The sequence below is a fragment of the Chitinophaga sp. Cy-1792 genome (genome assembly GCF_011752935.1).
In the GTDB taxonomy this organism is placed as follows: domain Bacteria; phylum Bacteroidota; class Bacteroidia; order Chitinophagales; family Chitinophagaceae; genus Chitinophaga.
In genome coordinates this window covers 2,439,278-2,463,810 of record NZ_VWWO01000002.1, presented here as the reverse complement: position 1 = coordinate 2,463,810, position 24,533 = coordinate 2,439,278, and the positions used below count along the sequence as shown (strand labels likewise).

At 43.1% G+C, this 24,533-nt stretch carries 22 protein-coding genes; 7 read left to right on the top strand and 15 right to left on the bottom strand.

Features of this window, described 5'->3' with window-relative positions; translation table 11 throughout:
* Positions 1–2: 2 nt before the first annotated feature.
* The 6 genes from F3J22_RS24070 to F3J22_RS24045 all read right to left on the bottom strand — a co-directional run bounded on the left by F3J22_RS24070 (position 3) and on the right by F3J22_RS24045 (position 8,023).
* Positions 3–2,006 (bottom strand): TonB-dependent receptor, encoded by a 2,004-nt coding sequence (locus F3J22_RS24070; RefSeq protein WP_167020478.1) that lies wholly within the window; start codon positions 2,004–2,006, stop codon positions 3–5.
* 168 nt (positions 2,007–2,174) lie between these two features.
* Positions 2,175–3,470 (bottom strand): hypothetical protein, encoded by a 1,296-nt coding sequence (locus F3J22_RS24065; protein WP_167020477.1) that lies wholly within the window; start codon positions 3,468–3,470, stop codon positions 2,175–2,177.
* Between the two features lie 6 nt (positions 3,471–3,476).
* Entirely contained in the window at positions 3,477–5,681 is a 2,205-nt protein-coding gene (locus F3J22_RS24060) for a peptidase domain-containing ABC transporter (protein ID WP_167020476.1), read from the bottom strand.
* Positions 5,674–6,540, bottom strand: a complete 867-nt coding sequence (locus F3J22_RS24055) for a tetratricopeptide repeat protein (RefSeq protein WP_167020475.1) — start codon at positions 6,538–6,540, stop codon at positions 5,674–5,676. Before F3J22_RS24055 ends, F3J22_RS24060 begins: the two co-directional genes overlap by 8 nt.
* Positions 6,537–7,715 (bottom strand): hypothetical protein, encoded by a 1,179-nt coding sequence (locus F3J22_RS24050; RefSeq protein WP_167020474.1) that lies wholly within the window; start codon positions 7,713–7,715, stop codon positions 6,537–6,539. Before F3J22_RS24050 ends, F3J22_RS24055 begins: the two co-directional genes overlap by 4 nt.
* A 137-nt stretch (positions 7,716–7,852) precedes the next feature.
* Positions 7,853–8,023, bottom strand: coding sequence for a hypothetical protein (locus F3J22_RS24045; RefSeq protein ID WP_167020473.1), 171 nt, complete (start codon positions 8,021–8,023; stop codon positions 7,853–7,855).
* An 806-nt stretch (positions 8,024–8,829) separates the two neighbouring features.
* Here F3J22_RS24045 and F3J22_RS24040 point away from each other — a divergent pair.
* Entirely contained in the window at positions 8,830–9,000 is a 171-nt protein-coding gene (locus F3J22_RS24040) for a hypothetical protein (protein WP_167020472.1), read from the top strand.
* A 45-nt stretch (positions 9,001–9,045) separates the two neighbouring features.
* On the opposite strand, the gene F3J22_RS24035 is transcribed toward F3J22_RS24040, so the two are convergent.
* From F3J22_RS24035 to F3J22_RS24020, 4 genes are all read right to left on the bottom strand, one after another.
* Positions 9,046–9,639 carry a TetR/AcrR family transcriptional regulator gene (locus F3J22_RS24035; RefSeq protein ID WP_167020471.1) on the bottom strand — a complete coding sequence of 198 codons (594 nt, stop codon included), beginning with the start codon at positions 9,637–9,639 and terminating at the stop codon, positions 9,046–9,048.
* A 5-nt stretch (positions 9,640–9,644) separates the two neighbouring features.
* Positions 9,645–11,228, bottom strand: coding sequence for an ATP-binding cassette domain-containing protein (locus tag F3J22_RS24030; protein WP_167020470.1), 1,584 nt, complete (start codon positions 11,226–11,228; stop codon positions 9,645–9,647).
* 234 nt (positions 11,229–11,462) lie between these two features.
* Positions 11,463–12,836, bottom strand: a complete 1,374-nt coding sequence (locus F3J22_RS24025) for a RagB/SusD family nutrient uptake outer membrane protein (protein ID WP_167020469.1) — start codon at positions 12,834–12,836, stop codon at positions 11,463–11,465.
* 45 nt (positions 12,837–12,881) lie between these two features.
* Positions 12,882–15,896 (bottom strand): TonB-dependent receptor, encoded by a 3,015-nt coding sequence (locus F3J22_RS24020; protein ID WP_205195543.1) that lies wholly within the window; start codon positions 15,894–15,896, stop codon positions 12,882–12,884.
* Positions 15,897–16,429: 533 nt separating this feature from the next.
* Between F3J22_RS24020 and F3J22_RS24015 the strand changes: the two genes are divergently transcribed.
* Both F3J22_RS24015 and F3J22_RS24010 read left to right on the top strand, forming a co-directional pair.
* Positions 16,430–16,753, top strand: a complete 324-nt coding sequence (locus tag F3J22_RS24015) for a hypothetical protein (protein ID WP_167020467.1) — start codon at positions 16,430–16,432, stop codon at positions 16,751–16,753.
* An 80-nt stretch (positions 16,754–16,833) separates the two neighbouring features.
* Entirely contained in the window at positions 16,834–17,220 is a 387-nt protein-coding gene (locus tag F3J22_RS24010) for a VOC family protein (protein WP_167020466.1), read from the top strand.
* 50 nt (positions 17,221–17,270) lie between these two features.
* On the opposite strand, the gene F3J22_RS24005 is transcribed toward F3J22_RS24010, so the two are convergent.
* Positions 17,271–17,771: a DinB family protein gene (locus F3J22_RS24005; protein ID WP_167020465.1), complete on the bottom strand. Its 501-nt coding sequence runs from the start codon at positions 17,769–17,771 to the stop codon at positions 17,271–17,273.
* A gap of 191 nt (positions 17,772–17,962) precedes the next feature.
* Between F3J22_RS24005 and F3J22_RS24000 the strand changes: the two genes are divergently transcribed.
* Positions 17,963–18,835, top strand: coding sequence for a hypothetical protein (locus F3J22_RS24000; RefSeq protein WP_167020464.1), 873 nt, complete (start codon positions 17,963–17,965; stop codon positions 18,833–18,835).
* A 35-nt stretch (positions 18,836–18,870) separates the two neighbouring features.
* Here F3J22_RS24000 and F3J22_RS23995 read toward each other — a convergent pair whose 3' ends face one another.
* A complete protein-coding gene (locus F3J22_RS23995; protein ID WP_167020463.1) occupies positions 18,871–19,695 on the bottom strand; it encodes a DUF5995 family protein in 825 nt (274 codons plus the stop codon).
* Between the two features lie 173 nt (positions 19,696–19,868).
* Here F3J22_RS23995 and F3J22_RS23990 point away from each other — a divergent pair, with 173 nt between their 5' ends.
* The 3 genes from F3J22_RS23990 to F3J22_RS23980 all read left to right on the top strand — a co-directional run bounded on the left by F3J22_RS23990 (position 19,869) and on the right by F3J22_RS23980 (position 22,044).
* On the top strand, positions 19,869–20,672 hold the full coding sequence (locus F3J22_RS23990; RefSeq protein ID WP_167020462.1) for an SDR family oxidoreductase: 804 nt from the start codon (positions 19,869–19,871) through the stop codon (positions 20,670–20,672).
* A 36-nt stretch (positions 20,673–20,708) separates the two neighbouring features.
* The gene (locus F3J22_RS23985) at positions 20,709–21,569 is read left to right on the top strand and encodes an RNA polymerase sigma factor (RefSeq protein ID WP_167020461.1); all 861 of its coding nucleotides are present in this window, start codon (positions 20,709–20,711) and stop codon (positions 21,567–21,569) included.
* A gap of 124 nt (positions 21,570–21,693) precedes the next feature.
* Positions 21,694–22,044, top strand: coding sequence for a hypothetical protein (locus tag F3J22_RS23980; RefSeq protein ID WP_167020460.1), 351 nt, complete (start codon positions 21,694–21,696; stop codon positions 22,042–22,044).
* A gap of 131 nt (positions 22,045–22,175) precedes the next feature.
* Here F3J22_RS23980 and F3J22_RS23975 read toward each other — a convergent pair whose 3' ends face one another.
* The 3 genes from F3J22_RS23975 to F3J22_RS23965 form a co-directional block, all read right to left on the bottom strand.
* The gene (locus F3J22_RS23975; RefSeq protein ID WP_167020459.1) at positions 22,176–22,691 is read right to left on the bottom strand and encodes a hypothetical protein; all 516 of its coding nucleotides are present in this window, start codon (positions 22,689–22,691) and stop codon (positions 22,176–22,178) included.
* A gap of 163 nt (positions 22,692–22,854) precedes the next feature.
* Positions 22,855–23,364 (bottom strand): GNAT family N-acetyltransferase, encoded by a 510-nt coding sequence (locus F3J22_RS23970; RefSeq protein WP_167020458.1) that lies wholly within the window; start codon positions 23,362–23,364, stop codon positions 22,855–22,857.
* 150 nt (positions 23,365–23,514) lie between these two features.
* Positions 23,515–24,507, bottom strand: a complete 993-nt coding sequence (locus F3J22_RS23965; protein WP_167020457.1) for a DUF6515 family protein — start codon at positions 24,505–24,507, stop codon at positions 23,515–23,517.
* Between the last annotated feature and the right edge of the window lie 26 nt (positions 24,508–24,533).

The following is a 24,533-nucleotide window of genomic DNA, read 5'->3' as shown; positions in this document are numbered from 1 at the left end:
TATCAGAAGCTATATTTAATGGCAAGGTATGCATTCCGTGGAGCCTGTACAAAATATTTCCGGGTGCCGTCCGGGTCGACGCTACCGTTGTTGTAATATTTTGTTCCGGAGATATTGTTGAGATAGAAAGACACGATATAACGGTCAAGACTATATTGTATGCGGGCATTCAGTAATACATAGTTGCCAATAGCAGCCGTGTTGGCAAAGTCGATATAGGATTGGCTCTGGTACCTGCCGGCTACCGCAAATAACCAGTGCTGTTGCCGGTAGGCTACTTCCTGGTTAATGATCAGTGCGGGCGTAAGCACCGGGGTGAAGGTAGTGGTTTGTTCTTTGATGCGACTGTAGTTAAAGGAGGAATTGTTACTGAAGCTGAAAGCCCGGCTGAGCTGATAGCTGGCAGACAGCTCCAGGCCTGTTCTGAAACTACGTTTAACGTTGTTGGTCAATAGCAGGCCATTAGGTCCCAGTTGCCCGTTTAACACAATTTCATTGCTGAAATTCATGTAATAGCTGTTCAGTTGGAATTGCAGGCGTGGTGTATTGATTCTTATTCCCAACTCATGATCGGTAACGTATTCCGCATCGTGGTTGTAGAGGAGGGGTTTACCGGTGCTATCGGCGGGCAGATCGTCGTTGCCACCGAAAATATCGTTGCGTGTAGGTTCCCGACCTGTGCGGCCCAGACTATAAGAGAGGCTGATATGATCGTTCAATGCAAAATTTACACCTGCTTTCGGATTCAGGAAACGCCAGTGCATGGCCTCGAAAGGTACACTGCCGCTGTAGTTGAAAGAAGAAGCACGGTATTGCAGGTCGGCAAAAAAGGTAAATTGTTGCAGGTAATATTCCATTTTGCTAAAAGCACTGATTTCGTTTTTATAACCAGTGTTCCGGTACAGTTCTCCCGCATGTGTATCCGTTCCCGTATGCTGACGGTTGTAAATATTTCCATGCACGCCGCTGGTCCAGGTAAGGTGCTTGCCGGTGAGGGTATAGTTGCTGAAGAACCCTGTAAAATGGGAGCGGAAGCCATAGTTAAACAGGTCGCCGTCGGAGGGGAGTTCGCTGAAATTATTGACATCAAAATCGTAGCCGCCTTTCAGGTACGTGAAGTACACGCTGGAAGTCAGGGTAGAGCGTGCGCCCATCTGCCACCTGTTTTGCAGCTGCACCAACGCCTGGGAGAAGTGATCTTTTTCATCCCGGGTATTGGCGTTTGTTCTGGGGTCTTTCTGTATCAGGGAATCTGCTACAGGCAGCCATGCCATGCCGTTGCGCTGGTTGCCGGCCATGATGTTTATCTTCCAGGTGCTTTTATCGTAGTACAGTCCTCCGCTGATAAAAACAGACTGAGAATTATTGAAGGCATGGTATTTATAGCCATCGGTATATACCTGCGAGGCCCGTACATAGAGGGCTTTATGGTTTTTGATACCACTATTCCAGGCGCCAAAGGCGCGCAAGCTGTTGTAGGAGCCATACCCGACACCCAGTGTCGTGCGGGCTGAATCAGTTAAGTCGGGCGAAGATAGTAATACACTGCCTGCATAACTGGCTGCTCCGTTTTTGGAGGTGCCTACGCCGCGCTGTATCTGAAGCCGGCTGACAGAATTCAATATATCGGGATAGTTGGAAAAGTAGGCGCCCTGATCTTCCGGTTCGTTGAGTGGCATACCATCTAATGTAGTGTTGATACGGGTTTGATCTATACCACGTAAACGGTAGTACGAATATCCCTGCTGGCTGCCAGCATCGGAGTAGACGGTAATGGCCGGTGTTTCGGACAGCAGAAAAGAAGGTTCCTGGCCGGTATTTTTCTCTCCCAGCACTTTCATATCTACGTTATGGTACGTGACTGGCGTGGTTTTGCCGGCCTGGTAGGTCACCACTACTTCCTTTAAGTGTTGGGTACTGTCTTTTTTTTGTAGCAGGCTATCCTGGGCCCGGGTCAACAAAGGAAATAATAGCCAGGTAAAGGTGGCTGCAATATGCTGCTTCATATGGTGTACGCGTGTTATCCTGCTAATGTGCTGCGTGATGGCTGCTTTTACAGAATAAATATTAGTGTATTAGTTACACAAATATACAAGCGTAATTATCAAATAAGAATAACACGTTTGTGCTAGTGTTGGAGATTGCTAAGAGGCTGGGCAGCCTGAGTTCCGAAATTACTTTCTACTTGCTTTACTTACTATCGAATAGTAAAATCGTTCAAGTAGCGTCAGGTCTTTTGTTACAATTTCCGCCTGTGCTACCAGTCTATCTTTATAAATAATTTTTTTTCCTGAAATGGTAGTCAATCCATTGGGTAAAATAATTCTTGATAGGTAACCACTATCTGTTGCAATCTGAGTGATATAATCGACCTTTCCATTCACAAAGCCATACTCCTGAAATGGGTAGGCTTGGAACTTTAGGATAACGTTCTGTCCTGTCTCCACTTTACCAAAATTCAATTGAGGAATATGCGTTTCAACAAAGAATTGAATATTCCCCGCATTGATATAGCCAATTACGTCGTTAGCTTTCAACTGTTGATTCTCCTGCAAAAATGTTGAGAATACTATATTTCCATCCAGCGGCGAAATGATTAAATACTTTTTCTTCCAATCATCCAGCTGACTTTTTAATGTGTTAACTGCCGACTGAAAAACTGTCTTCTGTTGGGAGATTTTATTTTCTAACTCCAATATTTCCTTTTTCTTGTCGTTTTGAGAATTGTCGTTATTAATAATGGAAGATAAAGTCTTCGGTAATACCAGTTGTTTATTTATTAATTTACTTTTCTCATTTCTGTATTCCAATTCGGATATAACTTTTTCATTCTTTAGCTCTTCATTAAGTGCAAATGTTTTATTTGTCAATGCGAGGTCTTCTTCCTGCAATTTTTTTTGGTCACCTAATTTCTTCCTGTCTTCAATTAAATTTCCGAGTTCATTGTAAAGTATATTTTTCTTTTTTAGATAGTACCCATCGGAAAGATACCCTTTAAACTCCATGCAGGCTTGCTGAAATACCTGGTACGACTGCTGTAGCTCACCCAATGTCATATGCGTATTGGATAATTGGAAGATGACATTTTCGTAATCATTTTCTCTTAGAAAAAATGATATTGAGTCTACGGTTTTGGAAAGATTTAGTATCTGAGCATGATTCGCAAGGCTCTCCACAAATCCAATGATGTCTCCTTTTTTTATGTTTTGATTATTTTCTACACATAATTTTACCAGTTTTCCAGACATGTTTACTACCACTGGTTTAGGGGCATTAGTAGATATTAAAACGGCGCTGCTATTCACTGTTTCGGGATATTTAATCGTTGCTGATAATGCGATGATTATAACAAAGAAAAATAAAAAAAAGGTGTTTCCGTATCTGATAATCCAACGGGGAGGCCTGCCCATTATTTCTCTGATTGGCTCGTCGCTGCCGTCCAGCTCGAAAACTTTCGATTTTCCTTCCATAAGTTATTATTGACCTAGTTCCAACTGATTTTTAATGAGTGTATAGTAAGCTCCTTTTTTCTGTGTTAGTGAATGATGATCACCTTGTTCGATAATCCTGCCTTTCTCCAGTACTATTATCTGGTCTGCATTTTTCACAGTGCTTAATCTGTGTGCCACTATTAAAACCGTTTTGTTTCTGTAGAAATCTTCTAGGTTTTCCATTATAATGGCTTCATTATTGGCATCCAATGAACTGGTGGCTTCATCAAATAAGAGAAATGCCGGGTCTTTATATACCGCCCTGGCAATAAGTATTCTTTGTCGCTGGCCGCCACTGATCGACATTCCACTGGATCCTATTCTGGTTTTAAATCCATTGGGTAATTCCTCAATGAATCCTTCAATATTTGCAACTTTTATAGCTCCCTGTAGTCGTTCCCTGCTCAGAATACCATCGGAATCGGACTCTGTTACATTTCTTGCAATAGTGTCCGCAAATATGTAACCGTCCTGCATCACAACACCAATATTCCTTCGCCAGTGGTCACTATGAAAATTGTTCAGATTATGCGGTCCTACATAAATTCCTCCCTGATCAGGCGTATAGTATTGCAGGATGAGCTTAAGCAGCGTTGTCTTTCCACTGCCGCTTGCACCTACAATAGCAGTTACTTTTCCTTCCGGTATTATTAAATCAATATTATCCAATATCCAGGGGGAGGAATTAGCTCCATATCTGAAACAAACATTTTTTAAAACGATGTCCTTATTCTTGGGTAATTCTTCTAACAGGTTTGCATCCGGTAATACTTCATTCTCCTTATTGTGGATCTCTGCCAGTCTTTCCAAACTTATCCTGGCATCCTGGGAAGCCTGCATAAAGCCAATAAAGCTATTAATGGGAAGATTCACCTGCCCGATAATAAACTGAATGGATAACATCGTTCCTAATGAAAAGTCGCCGTAAATAACCTGTTTGGCTGCATAAAAGGTTATGAAAATGTTCATTAATTGCAGTACAAAACTTCCTCCGATATCCTGCATCTGGGATAATGATAAACTCTTCATGGAGAGCTTAAATAGACGTACCTGAATTAGTTCCCATTCCCACCTTCTCCTTCTTTCGGAATTATTCAATTTTATCTCCTGCATACCGTTCAAGAGTTGAATGGTACTGCTTTGATTTCCAGCAGCCTGATCAAATCTTTTGTAATCAAGTGCTGCCCTTCTTTTCAGAAATATTGCTACCCATAAGGAGTTGACGATAATAGCTGTTATTAAAATGATAAAAATCGGAATGCTGTAATAGCATAAGACGATGCCAAATATGATAATACTGAATGATGAAAACAGTACATTTAATGAGGTAGTGGATAAAAAGGTTTGTATTCTGGAATTGTCCTGTATTCTTTGCAATAGATCGCCTATGGTTTTTGTGTCAAAATAAGCAATCGGGAGTTTCATTAGTTTTCTCAGAAAATTTGACAGCAGAGAAATATTTACCCTGGTAGTGATATGCAGTAAAAGCCAGCTTCGAAGTATTTCAGTGAATGTGCGTGATATAAAAAGTACGAGCTGTCCCAGTAGTACCAGATTAATGAAGTTCAGATTGTTTTGATTGATGCCTATGTCTACAATAGCCTGCGTTAAGAAAGGGAAAATAAGCTGAATTATACTTCCAATGAATAATCCAATAAAAAGCTGTATTATCAACTTTCTATAGGGTGTAATAAAAGGGAACAGGAAACTAATTTTGCTCTTTTTTTGTTGCTCTTCTTCTGATTCATGAAACTCTGTACCAGGTTCAAGAACCATGAGAACGCCTTCTGACGTTTCCCGGCCCTGGGTGGGTGTAGTGAGCCATCCTTTTAGGAATTCTTCTTTTGAGTATTTAATCAGACCAAAAGCGGGGTCCGCGACATATACATTTTTATTGTCAATTTTATATACCACAATAAAGTGACGTTGCCGCCAAAAAGCTATGCAGGGTAACGGAATTTCATTAGCTAGCATTTCATAGTCAGAAAGCACTACCAGGCTCTGGATACCTAAATTTTCAGCAGCTTCGGCAATCCCTGCCATACTCACACCTGTTTTGTTAAGTGCTGCCTTCTCCCTTAGATAATCTCTGTCAATATTCTTGCCATAATAAGAAGTTATCATTTTCAAGCAAGTAGGCCCACAGTCCATCTGGTCCAACTGTTTAAAAAATGGAAACTGTTTACTCATAAACTACTTTGATTATCCTGTTAACTGACTCAATATAATTATCTACTAAAAAATTACTAATCTGATAAGGGTATCTTTCGTAAATAGCATTGTCCTCATTGATAGTATAACCGTTTTTCAGATCGTTTTGTGCTTCAAGCATCAATTTTAATGCTTCTTTATGTCTTCGGAGATTTGCTATACACAAGGATTTGTAAAATTTTGCATCAGAAAATGAAGTGTACTTAACCAGTGATTTATCAAAGTATTCGATTGCGGACGTATAATTTCCCTGCTCATATAAGGCAATGCCCATGTAAAAATTAACTAAGTGATGTACAGAAGAATCGCCATATAATTTTTCCTGACGTTCTATGCATGTATTAAAGTAATAGCCGGCACTATCAAACTTGTTCAGCTGAAGGTATGATAACCCAATGTAAAAATTGTACTCATGATCCATAACCCCTGCATCTCCATTTGCGTTCTTTGAAAGATTAAAATCATTAATGGCTGACCTGTAATCTTTTTTAAAGATGCAGTTAATGAATCCTCTATAGTCGATGTAACGTTTCAGATCATACTTAACAGCGCTATCCAGATAAGATAGCCCAACATCATACTTCATTTTCTTGAAGTAAGGCATTGCTTTTTGCTGCCACAGATAAGCGTCTTGTGGTAGAAGCATTAAGGCACTGTCAATGTAAATATTCCAGGATTGGGAATAAATAGGAAACAGGTAGGCGCCATTTTTAAGATATTTAGTAATAATACTGTCTCTTGATACCTGTTTCACCTTCTGCTTCTGCTGAGCAGTTGAACAGGATGTTATCGCAGTTAATAAGCAACAAAGTATGAGTGCGCCATAAATCTTTTTCATGTCCATTTACTGATTGGATTAAGCGTATTAAACGAAGAATAATTAAACAGATAATACTGATTACTGAAGTTCATTTTGCGGATAATGCTTTTATATTTTTCATACATCCTATCATATCCGGCTTTGAACATATCAAAATACTCAAAACCTTTATCCGATAATAGAAGAGGGTCATTCATGCTGGCTAAGTCCTTTCTGAATTTATCCATATAAAATGCCAGTCTGCCTAATGCCTCATGTTGCTGTTTCCCAGTAAAAATGTTTTGATCGAGGCATTCGTTCAGACAATGTAAGATAGTGGTATAAGTGAATAAACCATGAAAACACCCATAAATATCCCGTTCCTCCCATTCAACCTGGGTGAATTCCTTCATTGGTGTCCTATGATCGGTACTTAAATATTCCGTAAATGGCATTGATAATGGGTAAAATAGTATGTGTCCGCATTGATGCGCTATGTCGTCAATGAAAAAAACCTCGTCGTGCGGCTCATTCTGAACATTTAGGAAAGCTGTTCCAAAATAGCCAAATGCTGCCAGTGAGAACTTGTTGTAACAATTAATTAAGGCAATTTCCCTATTGGTTTTTTCAATATAGCTACAATATTCAGGTACTATTTTTTTCATTAAACTCCATGCACTATTTAATGCCGGAAGAAATCCTGTGATAGTAGCTGGTATTGGTTCAATAAATTTTGCGGGATCATCTTTCCAAAGCCATTCAGGCACATGCTGACAAACCCGTATGGAAGATCCATTAACATATATATCAGAGATGAACACTGGATTAACATGAACATTGTCTTCCATGAAATGAACTGTTTCTCCATCCCATAAAAGTTGAAGTGTTGACGCTGGTTTATATTTAAAATATCCATAATTAGGTAAATTAATAAAACCATTAACATCACTCCGTACCTCAATTATGCCTGGTTTTTTTTCATTTGTGATATATCCCCAGAGTAACTGCATTAAAGGAGTATTATGTATGGGCGCCTTTTTTTCTGAAAAATAGAAAAATAATGTTGGTTCAAGAAATATTTTATCGTCGTCAATATCGATTAAGTCAAAGATCGCTTCATCAGCCTGAAAGAGCAGTGTTTTTATCGTATTGGTATATTCAACCAGATTGTTATCCAATATCCTATTCTCTATTTCAAATGCAAGTAGTTTCATCACTAAATATATTTTTAGTTATTGTGGAACAGTACTTCTTCCTAAAAAAGAACCCACCGTGATACAGGTGGGCTCTTGGTGAGCTTTGTTGGAAAGCATTTCAAATGATTTCTTTCAGTACAGAAATCATTTCGTGATTACAGGTGACATTCGCTCATCAGCAGTTGGAGCATTTCTCCAATGCTTTTCTTTCCATTATGGCAGTTTTCTTCTGCACCACCATTAATAGCTTCAATGTTAGCAACGATGTTTTCGTTTGCTACTTTTGCCTTGAGTTCAGACAGTGATAATTTTTTCACTTCTTGCATGTTCTTGGATTTTATTTTTTGTTCTCTCCTTTCTATCGCCTTGGAGTGAATGTTCAGCGCCATGGCTGATTTTAATGTGATGCCATGAAATCACACAAAGCGTTCCCTATATACATGGACTTTTGCCATGTATACAGTTTGTTATTCCAGCTATTACCGGAATATTGATAGTATGGGAATATAAGCTAGCGATGATTAAGGTCCATCATCACGAGCTAGGTGTAAGAATGTTTATTTTCCTGGTGAAGCTGGGATTTGTTTTTACAATCTCTTTACTCCATAGTCGGGATAACAATTCGAGCATAACAGACTTAAATATTAAACAATGTAAATGAAATATCATTTGGTTAACGAGTGCTAATTCCCAGACATTTTGGGATATTAAGCTGACAGCAAACTAATCAATTCAGTTATCCAAACAAATTTTTTATTAATCTTGATAGTTTTAAATCTCTTGTACTTAACAGGTTTTCAATTGAAGACACTCATTTGTCCTTATTGAGCAATCTAATCAGTATCGGCTTGTATAGGGTTTGATGAGTATGTTTTTAAATGGCAGACATAATAGATTATAAGAAATAGAAGATTGAATATTTTTCCAGGAAATTATCCAGCGATGTAGAAGGATCCAATTCATTCCAGGAAATGAATATGTACTCATTTTTTGGTTCCTGTAATTTTTGCAAGAAAAGTAATGCCTGCAAAACAATAAAATGCATGAAGGTTGTTTGAAAATATTATTCTGTTTATTGCTGATATGATGCAGTGACAATACCTAACTTAGGTATTCACCTTAATTTTCACGTATGAAAAAGAAACAAGTACACCTCGAGAAAAAACTGATGCTGGAAAAAATGATCGTTGCTTCAATGGTTAAGCAACCGGGCAAAATCGTCGGAGGCGCTGGCCGTGATACCCAAAATACCGTATGCTACACTATCTGTGCTACTGTATGTCTGGGTCACGCCTGTGCATAATCTAACCTGATCGGAGGGTTGCGCTGTAAAGGGCAACCCTCACTACTATCCTTGCTTAAACAGCAACCCCATAATAATACCGCTGCGCTCCTCCACTAACTCCCTGAATTCTTTCTCCGATACCTGAAACAGCTTTTTATAGAGCGGCGCCATTATTAATGGATAGGAGAGTAATGAAAACAGGTTCATCAGGAAATGTACCGGATTCATTTTCCTGATTTTTCCTTTCTCCATTTCAGCTGCTGCTTCTTTCAGATATAGCTTTACCGGAGCGGATGATATATTGCCCATCAGTTGCTTGCCCAGGGTGTTGATCTCTGTGACTAAAAATGTCTCCTGGTAGGGGAAGGCCATCATATCTTTCAGGAATACGGCTATTATATTTTCTGTTTTGGCCTTGAAGGGAAGTTCGGCAGTCATGCAGCTGGCGAGGCGCTGGCTCAGGTCCTGCATGGCATCCTGGAAAATGGCTGCAATCAGGAGGTCCCTGGACCGGAAATAGTAATGCAGCGCCGTTCTGTTGACGCCGGCGGCATCAGCAATTTCCTGCGTAGTAGCATGGAGTTTTCCTTCTGCAAACAGCACCCGCTTTGCGGTGTCTTTAATATGCTGCTCTGTGCCTGTATTTTTTAATGGCATGCCTGTTAAGTTAAATGAATGCTATAGTCAATTCCGATTTCCCTGATAAAGTAATCATCGTGCGAAATTACTAAAAGTGTACCAGCATAATTTTTTACCGCTAATGTAAGTACTTCCAGGCTGGGGATATCCAGGTTGTTGGTAGGTTCATCGAGGATTAAAAGGTCAGGAACCAACGTATTTACCAGCAGGCAGCATAGCGATAATTTCATTCGTTCTCCACCACTTAACCTGTTACATTTTTTATCAAAATCTGCTGGTGTAAACTGCAGGTACAATAATAATTCCTGTATATTCTCTTCGAATAAGCCACGTCTGTTATGTTCCTGCACCTGCTCGTAAACAGTCAGTTCCGGATGGATCATCGAGTAGTGCTGGTCCAGGTAATAGTAGGAGAAGGCTGTACTGGTATACTTGCCTGCGGAAGGTTGCAGTGCCCTGGTGATAATTTTCAGCAAGGTCGTTTTGCCGCTGCCATTCTCACCGCTGATCTGTACTCTGTCGCCCGGTTTAATCCGGAAGCTGAGGCTGTTCCATAATAACTTATCACGATACCTGAAGTTGATGGCTTCCATGTCAATCAGCATTGTTTCCCTATCAATCTGTGGCGACTGAATATCGATTTTCAGGGTTTCATATGTCTGAATCTGTTCCCTGATGGTAGCTATGCTTTGTTGCAACTGCACGATTTTCTCTTCGTGCGTGTGCAGCATCCTGGCGGTACTACGTTCGGCTTTATTTTTTAAACCGCCTGCGATAATCCTTGGTATGGAACCACTCATGCCTGCCGACCTTGATTCCTGCTGATATCTGTGTGCTGCCATATCACCGGCTTTGCTTTCAGAGGCTTTCAGGGCCTTTGTCTGCTCAACTAAGCGGGCCTGCAAGGCAGCTACCTTTGCCATCTTTTTCTGCTGATAAAAATCGAAATTTCCTCCGAATACTTCCATTCCCTTTTCACTGAGTTCTGCTGTTTTGTTCATCAGGTTCAGCAACGTTCTGTCGTGGCTCACTATCAGCATAGTGGATTTACTTTGTTGTATCAGCGCATAAAGCTTTGCCCTGGTTCTGCTGTCCAGGTGATTGGAAGGCTCATCGAACAAAACCAGGTGAGGGCTGTTCATGTCCATGGCGGCAAGGAAAACTTTTGTTTGCTGGCCACCACTCAGGCTTCCTAATGTACGGGTTTCGTGAATGTCTGCCAGCTCCCATTTTTCGAGGACCTGCCGTACCTTGTTTTCTATTTCCCAGTCTTCATCCAGCTGTGTGAAATGCTCCAGCGTAGTATCCCCGCTAAGTATGGCATGGAGTGCTTCCAGCTTTTTGCTGATGCCCAGTGCCTGCGCAACTGTCCAGGTGTCAAACTCTCCCAGATGCTGAGGCACATACCATGGTGGCGTTGAAGTGATGATCGTTCCCGATGTCAATTCCTGTTTCCCTGCGGCCAGCCGTAGTAATGTCGATTTTCCGGCACCATTTATCCCGACCAGCGCGGCCTTTTCCCCGTCATTTAAGATAAAGTTCAGGTCATGGAACAGCACCGCATTATCTGCATGTATATAGCCCAGTGATTTTATTATTAAGCCCACGGGAATATTTGATTTTTATGATTAACACTTCTTTCTAAAAAAGACAAAGATTGTATTAAATATTCATTTTTGTTAGACAATAATGTTAAAATAAAAATCAAATGAGAAAATGTCTTATAAATAATTAATAATCAATATGATACAAGTAAGAAAGGTTATCACTGGCAGATAGTGATAACCTTTCCTGTTTGTATAGTTGTTGTAATTATTATTTCATTTGGGCGCTACCTGTGATCAGTAACCCGGGTTCTGCACCAGCGAGGAGTTTACGTCCATTTCCCTTTGCGGGATCGGGAATACCAGCATATTATCATTGTATTTGAGGTTGCCGACATTCAGTTGCAGGCGCTTTACTATCCAGTAGTTATCTCCTTCGAAGGCAAGCTCCAACCTTCTTTCCTGTACCACGTCATCGGCGGTAACACTATTCAGTAGGGTGGCTTTGGAACGGCTTCGTACAAGGTTGACATCATTGAGCGGATCATCACCTACGGCCGTACCTGCACGCAGATTTGCCTCTGCACGTGTGAGGTACATTTCAGCAAGCCGGCTAACGGGAATAGTACCATAGAGGTCTCTCCATTTGTTGGTGGTGATATTGGAGCTGTCGCTGCTGTAGCTGTAGAATTTCCCACGCTGATCACCGGGGCCGTACTGGGCTAGCTGGGCAGGCGAAATGTTAACATCATTGCGCTGGTCCAGTCCGTAAAAGGTGACTAATCCATTGTTGGCAGTACCTGCATTACTCTGGCTGGTTTGGAGTATCGCGAAGATATCTTCTGAAGAGAGCGCACTATTGTTAAATTCTGCATCAAAGGAGGATGCCAGGGTATAGTATCCTGACTCAATCACGGCATCGGCAGCTTTTGCAGCTTCCGGATAATTGTGCTGCGCCAGGTAAACCTTTGCCAGGAAAGCGTATGCGGCGTATTTGGTTGCCCTGCTTTTATTTTTCTTTTCAGAATATTCATCGGGGAGATTAGCTGCAGCTTCCTGTAAGTCGGCAATGATTTGCTTGTAGATATTGGTAACACTGGCCCTGGGTTGCTTGCTGGCAGGCAGGTTGGCAGGATCTATCACAGCGGTGGACACAATAGGTACGGTAGGGTTATTGTCTGTATTGCCGGCAGAATACGGAAGCCCGTAAAAACCGGCTAATTCGAAATAGGTGATCGCTCTTACGAATTTGGCTTCTGCCGACAGCGTAGCCTTGTTGGCGTCACTTACCTTATCGAGATTGGCCAGCACAATGTTGGCTGTATTGATGGTTACATATCCTCTTGCCCATACATCACTGGGGATACTACCGCTTTTCTGTATCTGCCTGGTATTTACCTGCGAATAATTCAGGAAAGTGCCCTGGTACTCAATAAAACCGGCATCCGCGAAGAGATCAGAAAGGAAGATGTATCGTTCTCCGAAGGCGCTGGCGTCTTGCAGGGAACTGTATGCACTTAGCATAATGGCTGTTACGTCATCTTCTGTCTGGATCTGTTCCGGTGATATCTGTGACCCTGGTTTTACATCCAGCTTTTTATTGCATGCGGTTGAGAAAACCAGCATTGCAGGTAAAACGATGTAGCTGATATATTTGGTTAGTGGTTTCATTGCTTTACTTTTTGTAATGGATATTAATGTCGGTCTGATGATGGTTTAGAATTTCACATTCAGTCCGACCGTTACTGTTTTCGCCTGTGGAACCGTATAGAAGTCTATGCCTCCGGTGATATTTCCCAGGGTATTACTGTTTACTTCAGGATCGCTGAAGTATTTGGTTTTGGTCCAGAGGTTATATCCTGCAACGAACAGGCGTGCGCCGTTCAGTTTTACAGGATTTAAGACAGATTTAGGAAGATTATATCCAAGTGTTACCTGTTTGAGGCGGATGTAGGAGCCGTCGTATATCCATTGTGAAGAAGGGGCCTGGTTGCCATTTCCGAAGAAGTGGGAGAGCCTTGGTATATTGGTGATATCACCAGGTTTTTGCCACCTGTCCATCTGGTCGATGGTCTGGTTATCGTAGCCGCCACCAAATCCTACAGACTGGTACTGGCCGGCTTGATTGTAAATCTGGTTGCCGGTGACGAAGGTGAATAATACGCTCAGGTCAATCCCTTTGTAGCTGAAGGTATTGGTGAAACCACCTGTCCAGTCGGGGTTTGATTTACCCACCACGCCTCTGTCGGCCTGGGAGTAATCATTTGTTTTTTTGCCGTCAGCAGTATAATATAACGCGTCTCCGTTATTAGGGTCTACGCCTGCATAGCGCTGCATATAGAAAACGCCGATAGGCTGGCCTTCCACTGCACGTTGCACACCGCTTTCAATAATCTGGCCTTCGATGGATTTAACCTTGTTCTTGTTGTATGCCAGGTTCAGGGAGGTAGTCCAGGTAAAGTTCCTGGTCTGAATATTCCTGGAGTTCAGTAATATTTCCACGCCTTTGTTTTCCATCGATCCTACGTTTTCGTATATCGTTCCGTAGCCACTGCTGGCTGGTACGTTTGTTCTCAGCAACAGGTCGGTGGTTTGTTTGTTATAGTAATCTATTTCACCGCTCAGGCGATTGTCGAACAATCCAAATTCCAGCCCTGCATCTGTCTGTTGTGTACTTTCCCAGTGTAGCCTGGGATCACCCAGCTGTGTTGGCTGAAAGCCCGGCAGCATTGGGTAGTTGGTGATGCTTAACAGGGTATAGAAGTTGTTTTCCCCGATCTCCGCATTCCCTGTTTTACCATAGCTGGCCCTTATTTTCAGCAAATTCACGGTCTTGCTTCCTTTGAGGAAGTTTTCATCTGATATTACCCAGCCCAGGGAACCTGCAGGAAACCAGCCATAACGGTCTTCTGGTCCGAAACGGGAAGAGCCGTCTGTACGTATACTGAAGGAGGCCAGGTATTTGCCTTTATAGTTATAGTTGGCACGGAGGAAATAGGAAAGGAAAGTATAGTCCTGGTCGGTAGAAGTACCACCGGTAATCGTTCCGGCGCCGGATAATGTTTTCACGGCGTCTGACGGATAGTTTTCGCCACTGACACCATTACCCCGGTTGTTATTTTGAAGGTAGCTCATACCCAATACGGCAGAGAAATTGTGTTTGTCGCCCAGGTGCGGCGTATAGGTGAAGTAGTTATTGGTGTTGAGGATAACGTTCTGTGTGATGTTATTACCTCCTCTGCCGATGCCACCGCCATCCTGTGTCAGCTTACCCTGGTAGAAATCTTCGTTAAGGGTATAGATATCTGTTCCTACCTCGGATCTGAAAGCCAGTGTGGGAATGAAATTGTAATTCAGGAAGGCATTGCCTATGGTACGGAAAGATACCTGCCTGTTATATTCATACTTCTTACTGATCAATCCATTGTAGTATAAAGTATTTGGATTAGGCTCTCCGGTAGAGTCGTAAGGACGCGTAAACGGTACCTGCGCTACCAGCTGACCTGGCGTGGAGAAGGCGTCGTCGTTGGAAATACGGTTCAATTCTGTACGGGAAATTCCCATATTGACACCAAAAGATAATTTTGAACTGGCGGTATGTTCGATATTCAAACGGGCGCCATATCTTTTGAATCTGTTGACGATTACGATGGCTTCCTGGTCTGAATAAGAGCCAGATGCGAAATATTTTGTTTTTTCGTTGCCACCGGAGGCAGAGAGGTCTATCTGGTTGGTATGTGCGCTATTCCGGAATTCCTGGTCCTGCCAGTCGGTATTGATAGCGCCGGTTTTCCAGCCATCACCGCCCGCAAGTGCCGTCATTCTTTTGTCTACACGGCCTTTGTAATAGGCGATGGCATCTGCTTCTGTTGCGAAACCACTTACCTGATTGGCGAAATCATATTTACCATCGTTAGTGGCTGCTTCTTCGATAAGCGTGGCATATTGCTGCGTATTCAGGAATTTACGTCTGATAGTAGGTTTGGCAACACTACTATTCAGGTTGAGTTCTATTTTGGTACCTTCACCGGCTTTCCCTTTTTTGGTGGTGATCAGCACCACACCGTTTGCCGCCCTTGCACCATAGATGGCAGCTGCGGAGGCATCTTTCAATATCTCTACTGATTCAATATCATTGGGGTTGAGGTCTACCAATGGGTTCGTAGGGTCGTTGCCGGGGTCGGACATACTGGTAGACATTACCGGCATTCCATCTATAACATATAACGGCTGACTGCTGGCTGATATGGAGGATGTACCACGGATACGGATCTTGAGACTCTGACCTACCTTACCGCTACCGGATTCTATTACCACGCCGGGGGCTTTACCCTGTATAGACGATTCGAAGCTGGATACCGGCTGGTTGGCAACTTCCTTAGAAGCAATTTTGCTGACAGAACCAGTCAGTTCCCGCTTATTCTGACTACCATATCCCACCACCACTACTTCAGATATATCTTTGGTGTTGCCGAAACCCAGTGAAATGTTGATCACCTGCCGGCTGCCAATCACTACTTCCTGGTCAATATATCCAAGAAAAGAAAATATCAGGGTCGTCGCTTTTTCCGGTACGTTGAGTTCATAATTACCGTTGATCAGCGAAATGGTACCAGTATTGGTGCCTTTGATTTTTACAGTGACACCTGGCAAAACAGTACCACTCTTTGCATCTGTAACCTGGCCACTGATACGCCTGGCCTGTGCGAATGATAAGGTACTTATGAGCATAAGCAAACTCATAAGCGAGGAGAAACGGAGCATAACAAGTAGATTTGGTTAATAAAATGATTACTAAAAGTTGACCTTCTAACAGCGGGTTATTTGGTTAATAAATGTTGGCCTTGCAATGATTGAACATTGTTCTGATTGGTTGAACAAAACAGCAGGAAATCTGAGTCTCAGAAATTATAACAAAACCGGGTACTTAACAGCTACAGCAAACAATATGGGCTAAACGACACAGGTGGTTCAGGTCTGATTTTTTCAATTCTTTCTCTAAGCAATTATATTTCTTTCATCCTTTTTGGTGAATCGCAAATCCTAAAGCAAAACTAATTGGCGTTCAATTTAGTGGATTTCTATGCGGGAATATCACAGTAGGTAAAAAGCATGGACGGCACGCGTCTGCTGATCAACGCCGGCAGCAATTAATCTGTTGACAGACAAGTAATACCGACTACGTGCAGCAGGGATATCATTAAGGCTGGCGTATTTGCTTTGCTGCTGAAATTACAGTATTATGCTGCCTTAAACCTATGCCTATGGATTTAAAGTATAGCGTCATCTGGAATGGCCATGCGGTCGGAAGCCTTTCGAATTACACGCAGGATATGTGGTACATCTGGGCTGACTGGAAGGGACTTGACACGCTCGAATCAAAGGAATTCGAAACATTGCTTAGCAACTTTGATCATAATCTATTCGCAGCAGACCCAGTCGCAAATTGTATCAAGGTAATTTTACAAGGGATATATTCACCTGAGAAAAAAACATATTGTCTGGCCCTTAAACTGGAGGATGGCGGCATTTCATTAAGAGAAGTAGTCGCCAAAGAAGCAATGGCCATGTTCTTTCCGGAGATTTAGGCCTATGTACTTTTTGAGACTGGTTTCAAAAATGAAAGTGTAATTTACATTAGTCTTCATTGAACATAAACCATCTGCTTATGCATCCAAAAAAGATATGGGCCAATTTTGCTGTACAGGACCTGGAGCGCACCACTGCGTTCTATTCCCGGTTAGGGTTTAAGCACAATGGCGCCTCTGATCAGCTGACCAGCTTCTTCTTCGGCGATGATAATTTTATCATTCATTTTTTTCTGAAAGATGTACTCGCGCCTGCTATGAAAGGGCCACTGGCCGCTACAAAAGAGGGCAATGAAATCATATTTACTATCGGGGCAGATAGTAAAGCAGCTGTAGATAGCTGGGCTGAGGAGATACGTAATGCTGGCGGTACGCTTGTGTCAGCACCGGAAACCTTCGGGGAAGGGTATTACGGCTTTGTGTTTACCGATCCTGATGGGCATCGTTTTAACGTATTTTACATGTAGGAATTAATAGCCTGAAAAGCAGAGGAGTACATCACTTTTCAGGCTACACGTTATTTTATAACATAAGGCTGGATTTTTTTTAGCTGATGAATATGCCGGGTCGTATGTACCACAAAGAACCCTATCAGCTCGTACCTTGTCAGGTAGCCCATCCCAGGCATTTCAAAATCAAGACAGGTAAGGGAAAGATCCAGCGTTTGCGCGGCAACGCTGATGCGCTGCCACCGTTCGCTAAGATCAGCCAGAAGCGCTTCTTTCTCATGAAACCGGCCCGAGGGAATAATGAAATCCGGTGATTGCATTTTGATATCAAAATTCAGAAATATCTTACGCAGCCCTTCCAGTTTATCTTCCTGTGCAGGCCTTTTTTCTACCTTGCCATAGAGCACGTCGGCATTCACTGACTTTTGTATGTGTTCTGCCACCTGTGCGGCCGTCCAGCTACCTTCAAAAGGAATGGTATTTAACTGTTCGGTGGTAAATGCGGCGAGTGTCTGCTGTAATTCCGCACTTAACTGGTCTATGGAGGCTACCAATGCTGCTGTATCCATTTTTTTTGCTGTTTAGTAGGATACAAACTTAACATGCTTCCTGCAATGATCCGGGGTACAAATACGCCAATCAAAGGGGTGATGCCGACAATTTATGCCAGCGTAGTAAGCGATAAAATATATTTTATACTTTTGCGTGTCTTTGCCAACAAGGGCATATTTCACAACGAGCCTAACCGTATATATCCGCCATGAAATTCAGGCAATTGGCCATTGCGGCAGCATTAGCGCAGACTTTAGCAGTAGCATGTAGCAAAAGTAGCAACGACGTTGCTGCACCCGTTCCGGCGCCGGTTTATCTTCCCAGTACGATATATCAGGGCAATATTCCGCTGGACAGCTTTTCCTATAGCAGCAACAACAGGATCGACAGAATTTATATTACCAACAGAACAGCGGAAGGTTACCTGAAGTATTACCAGTTTAGCTATAATTCCGCCGGACAATGTATTGCAGTACATGCATACCTGACCGGCAGCACAGCGCTTCATTCGGTGGATACGCTGGTATACAGCACGGATAGAGTAACCGCCTACCATTATGATCCCAATAGCGGGAAACCGTTTGTGATGGCCAATGGTCAGGAGTACAAACTTACCGCTGATGGCTTCATCCTGGAAGGCAGTAAAGATACCATCCGTAATCAGAATGGCACCAGGCTGAATTATACGGAATGGAACTATGGCAATGGCAACCTGCTTTCACAAAATTACTGCGGTTATGTAGTGTCCAGTTCCGGCGCCGTTAGCCAGAACCAGGCAGTTAAAGCTGCTTTTACCTGTGATACCAGAGATAATGGCATGAACTGGATAGCTAAAACAAATCCTTATGCCTGGTATCTCCTGGTAAATGCCAATAATACAGACCTGGTGGTCTTCTCCCCGGGAAAAAATAATTTTACACAGTTAAATCTCGATAGAAGTGATGCCGGTATTGGCGGTACCTACATCGTTAATTATATCAATACCTATGACCAGGTGAGCGGTTACCTGCAAACACAGCAACTGGTCAGCGACGGAGGTGCAGGGTTTGTATACCGGTTTAATTATATGAAATCGAAATAAATTTTTTCAGGAAGATAGTAAAGGCCTGTAATTGTTTACAGGCCTTTGTTTTTGCTGATAAATTTAAATCCCGCCAACTCTTTTTTATAGGGCTTTTTAAAGTCGTTGAGTACATCGATGATATAGCGTACATTTTTGTTTTCGAAAAGATGTATCAGCCAGATACCTATTTTCAGAAACCCGCTGTTCTTTATCAGACTTCCACCCAGTTCAGCAATTTCGCTGTCGCGTTGCGTGATACAATCATTCCAGGCAGTGCCTTGTTGTTGGGCAAGTACTTCTGCAAAACACCAGGAACCATCGCGGGCATTGCCCATACTAAACTGCACCAGCATTGAATTAGACCTTGTTCCCCGAAAACCCAGTACAGACATAAAGGGCGATAGGATATTCAGTTGACTGATGACGCCATAGGTCAGCGAGGAGAGAATCAGGTTGATGTTATTGTAATCTGTTCTGATAGCCTCCAGGTTGCCCGCTGCCACTTCACAGGTGGCGATACCCAGGTCCAGGTTGATATGCGCATTCATACCCAGTAGCAAATGCTGCAGGATCAGGCAGGAACGCTGCTTCGTTGCGTTGAGTGCCACTTCCCACGACTTAGTAACCGGCTTGCCCTGCTGCCACTGATCATAGGCCTGAAAATACCTGTTGGCAAACTGAACATCCAGCCGGGAGATGTTGGCGCCATCGCCAAACTGTCCGGCCGCTATGCCTTCCTTTACTTTTAAAGTTACCTTGTAATACAGTGCAGCAAAATATCCGCTGCGGTCTTTCTCTTTGATAGACCTGGCAATGATGCTTTCCAGTTTTGCCAGTACGTCGTCCAGCGTGTTAGCTACGATTGGGGTTGCAGACATAATAATTTTTGGGGTAGATGATTATCCAACTAATATATATGGATTATTTCTATCTCCCTAAAACTAAAATCTATTTAAATAATAATCAATTTATTATATATAGTAAATGTAAAATTGTTTTAAAACCCGATCATTTCGCACCGCTTCTGCGTCCAAAAGGAAAAGCATCCTGCATGGAAAACTTAAAAGACAAAATTGCCGTGGTATTTGCGGCTTCGGGAGAGATTGCAGCGGCAGTAGCCCGTGCCTTTGCCTTACACGGCGCCAGAGTGTATGTAACGGCTAAAAACCTGGAGAAGGTCAGCGCGCTGGCCAATGATATCAACGCCAGCGGCGGGTGGGCGGAAGCAGGTATGGTAGATGCCATGGATGAAACCCATATCGACAGCTACCTGCAACAGGTGGTGGCAGCAAACGGCAGACTGGATATGGTTTTCAACGGCATTGGATCTTACTATAAAGATGCCGGTAGTGGCACCCCTACAACCGTCGCCACTTTCGAACAGTTCCTGCACCCGCTGCAAAAGATTTGCGGATCGCAGTTTCTTACATCAAGAGTAGCAGCCCGTTACATGATGCAGACTAAATCTGAAGGAACCTTGTTGCTGCTTTCCGCCTCCATGGCTAAAACCAAAACGCCGAACATGGCGGGTTTTGCGGCTGCGTGTGCAGCGATAGAAGGCCTGACACGTGTGATGGCGGCAGAATTCGGGCAGTACGGAATCAAATCGATCTGCATCTGTTCGGGCGCACTGCTGGAAACTAAAAAAATTCAGGGAATGATCCACGACTTCGCGGCGCTGGCGGGTGTATCCACCGCGCAAATGTCGACCCGCTATACCCATTTCGATATACTGAAAACAACGCCTACACTAAAACAACTCGGCGAAACTGCCGCTTTCCTGGTTGGAGAAAATGGTGTTCTTTTTAATAGTCATATCGTTGACGTAGATTGCGGAAAGCTGAATGTATTATGATACTGCCTGTTTTACATCCTTTAGAAAACTCAAAAAATGGAAAGAGAAAACATACGGAAAGAGGCGCTGAATGGCAATATCAATGCCTTCCAGGCTTTGTTTGCCGAATTTCAATCCCAGCTGAAATCTTACCTCTATCGCCTGGTTACCGATCGTAATGATGTAGATGATCTGACGCATGATACTTTTATCAGGGCATTTGATAAGATAACCACCTTTAACGAGGCCTCTTCCCTGAAAACCTGGGTATTTAAAATAGCCACCAACCTGGCCTATGATCACCTCCGTCAGCTGAAACGCTGGCCTGTGGATGCGCAGGACCAGGGCGCCGCACTGGCCATCGGCAATAAGGAGGTGAGCGGCAGCTTCAGGGTCGTACACCAGACTTTCAACGCAGCGGCCTACGACATGAAGGAGCATATTGATTTCTGTTTCACCTGCATTTCTAAAACGCTGCCGATAGAAAACCAGGTAGCACTGATCCTGAAAGATATCTATGACTTTTCTTTAAAGGAAATTATGCTGATACTGGATAAGTCGGAAGGGGTGATAAAGCACCTGCTGAAAGATTCCAGGGATACCATGACATCGATATTTGATCACCGTTGTGCACTTGTTAATAAGAATGGCGTGTGTGATCAATGCAGCCAGTTAAATGGCATTTTCAATCCAAAGCAAAACCAGCAGGAAGCGCGCATGAAACTGGAGCTGGTAAAGCAATCAAAGAAATTTAACCGGGAAGAATTGTATGAGCTGAGAACCCAACTGGTGAAGGCGATTGATCCGTTGCGCAGTAGCGGCGCTGATTTGCAGGATATCATTATGCGCTGCACCAGGACAGCGGTAGGTGACGTAGATGATTTTTTTGCGGCGCCTGCGAGTAAGGCAAACGTATAACTTTTGTTGATGGTAAAGATTGATTTTTTGCAGGTCAAAAAACTGAATCTGAAGTTTTTACGTATAAATAAAGCGGGTGTCTGGTCAGACACCCGCTTTATTTTTTAACCCCTAAAAAATATGTATGGATACACTCCCTATTTTGACAGACCATAACTTCGAGAAGTATGTACTCCGTAAAGGTACGATTGTGCTGGTATCCTTTGTTGATAAGACAAACGTCTATGATCCTGAGCAGACGAAGAAAGTGCTCCAGGTGGCCACGAAATTTGAAGACAATGACAGGGTGCTGGTTGGTGAAATGGACGTGAGTGAGGGTACTCCACTTACGTATGGTGTTCTTAATTCAGGCTCTTACCTTTTTTTCGTAAATGGAAATATAGAGGAGGGGCCCAGTATTAATGGAGTTGAAGACATGCCTGTAGAAGACCTGTTAGAAGCTATTAACGAACTGCTGAAGAAATATCCAAATTAGTACCAGTGTATAAATGTATGGCTGATCGGCATCTTTTATTTAGTGACTGCATCAGCGGTAAATAAGTAGCATTAACGATTTGAATGGAGCGAAGTTCTTTTCAGATCGTTAATGCTTTAATCGATTATATATTATTTCTTATTTCTGATAAGATGTAACGTATCTATCATTCTCCAGGTGATACTATCCTGGCTTACTTCATAGCTCATTTTCAGGGGGCCTCCGGCAGGTAGCTGCTGGTAGATGAAATGCTCATAGTGTTTATTGCCATTCTTATCTAAGTAGGCATTATTGAGTAGCAGGCCATTTTCTGCTGAAAACTTCCCTTTAAACTGGCGGTGACCACCGAAGTTATCAAAGATGAATGCGATGATGTCGCCATTGGCTTCCATGCCCCACAAAGAATGGGCGTTGTATTGGTTGGGAGGCACATCTTTATGATCATATATAAGCCAGCTACTGTCCATGGCCAGATGGATTTCCGCATTAGCCTTTATGGGTTTGCCATTGGAAAAGGTGCCGGCGCCATTATAATAGCCTGCGAAATAGTTGATGAAGTTGGCAGAGAGTTTTTTAACTGGCTGCTGGGCGTTGGTGGTGAGGAACAGGCCCGCTAATGCCAGCGTCAGTAAAGATAGTTTTTTCATTATGCTTCGTTTATGCATAGCCGTGGGGTGCATGCTTGTAATTTTATTACAATTTAATGCTTTCCATTTATTCCGGGAAATTGGGGTAGGGGGAAACGGTGATGTGGATAGGTAGAACAGCCAGCGTTTGGCTACCGTGGCTGTTCCGTGGGAAATTATTTCACTATTTACTGAGTACTTTTTCGTAGGCTTTTCTTGCACTTCCTCTGAAATACACTTCGCCGCAGTACTGATAGCCCAGTTTTTCAAAGGTTTTAATCATGCCCGGGTTATCGAAGTTAGTATCTGCTTTAACGCTGTAGATCTCTTTGCTGCGGGCATAATCTTCTACTGCATTCATCAATGCTTTTGCCAGTCCTTGCCCGATAAATTCTTCCGCTATCGCTACCCGGTGTACTACGATGAAATCGCCGTTGGTCAGCCACTTTCCTTCGATGCCGGCATAGGCAGGTTCATCATTGATAATAACAGCGGTATAACCTGCGATGGTGTCCCCTTTCGTTAATACAAATCCGATGCCTTTGGCTACGTCTGACTGTACTACTTCCTCGTTGGGATATCCGTCCTGCCACTGGTTGCTGCCATCCGCCTTTCTGCGAAGGATGGCCTGTTGCAGGATTGCCCAGATGGCAGGGATGTCGTGGGTAGTTGCTATTCTAAAAGTTAATTCCATCTCCGGTGATTTTAATACTGCAAAGGTCTGAAGATAAGCGGGTATTTTAAAGCATTATTTTCTAATGGAAATGATCGGTAAAAGCGATTGAAAAGACAACGGCACCCTGTAGGGGCGCCGTCGTTCACACATCTACATCATCCATCAATATTATTGTTCTATCTGTACAACTTCATATTTAGAGGTACCATTAACCTGTACCGGCTGGTAATAGGTTTCACCTACCTGTACATATGTCTGGTCACCGTATCTGACTTCCTTGCCACCTTCCGGCAGGTTGGTAACAACTGCGCCGGCAGGAGGCGCTACTACCCTGTATTGTGAGCCACTCTTTTCATAATAGGAGCCACCATAATAATAGTTGGTGGTATTATTGACCACTACCGTTTCATACCCTGAAGGAATGGTAGTAACAGTACCGCCAACCGGTGCAGATACCACCGTGTAACCGCTTCCTGAAGGTTGGTACCAGACGCCCTGGTCATAGCGGTAAGCCTGGTTTGCTACGGTTATGGCAATAGCCGTTACAGCCAGGGTGCCGAGGAAGAACCCCCACGGATGCCATACCGGACCCCATACAAACGGACGGTACGGATGGTAGTAGTATGGATGGTAGGAGTAATACCGGCGTCCTCCATATACGTATGGCGGACGATGGTAGGTGTTCAGGTTATTTCTTCTTACCACCGTATTCCTGTTATTATAGGAATTGAAGTTGTGGCTGTTGTTAATATTTACATTGACATTATTGCCATGTGCATTGTTGATATGGTTTCTGTTATTGTTTACCCTGTTGTTGTTATTGTTTATCCGGTTATTGTTGCTGAACTGATTATTGTTGTTGTTAGGCCTGTTGTTATTGGGCCTGTTGTTGCCAGGGCGGTTGTTGTTATTGGGTCTGTTGTTACTAAAGTTATTATTGTTTGGCCTGCTGTAATTCGTGTTTGGTGGCCTGTTAGTGGGTGCTCTGTTGGGCCGGTTCTGACTTTGCGGCCGTGGTGCACTTTGCCTGTTGTTCATGGCAGGCTGCGCCCGTTGTGGTCTTGCGCCGCCACCGCCACCTCTGCCGGCACCACCTCTGCCACCACCGCCTCCGCGATGTTGCGCATAGGAAATATAGGGCCATTCGAATAATGTAAGCATTGTCAGTGCAATTGAAACAAGCCTTA